Genomic DNA, 256 nt, shown 5'->3' on the forward strand with positions numbered 1-256 from the left:
CTGGCCCCCGTTCGCTCGCCGCTACTAAGGGGATCTCGGTTGATTTCTGTTCCTCGGGGTACTTAGATGTTTCAGTTCTCCCGGTTCGCCTCGCTGCGCTATGTATTCACGCAACGATACTGCACAAAATGCAGTGGGTTTCCCCATTCGGACATCACGGGCTCAAGCGCTTCTTACCAGCTCACCCGTGCTTAACGCAGGTTAGCACGTCCTTCATCGCCTCTGACTGCCAAGGCATCCACCGTGTACGCTTAGT

1 rRNA gene is annotated in these 256 nt (G+C 55.5%); it reads right to left on the reverse strand.

Going from position 1 to position 256, the window contains the following annotated elements:
- A 23S ribosomal RNA gene (locus C7H85_RS19365) occupies positions 1 to 256 on the reverse strand; the annotation flags it as partial.

The sequence above is a fragment of the Zobellella endophytica genome, assembly GCF_003012775.1.
Classification (GTDB): Bacteria; Pseudomonadota; Gammaproteobacteria; order Enterobacterales; family Aeromonadaceae; genus Oceanimonas; species Oceanimonas endophytica.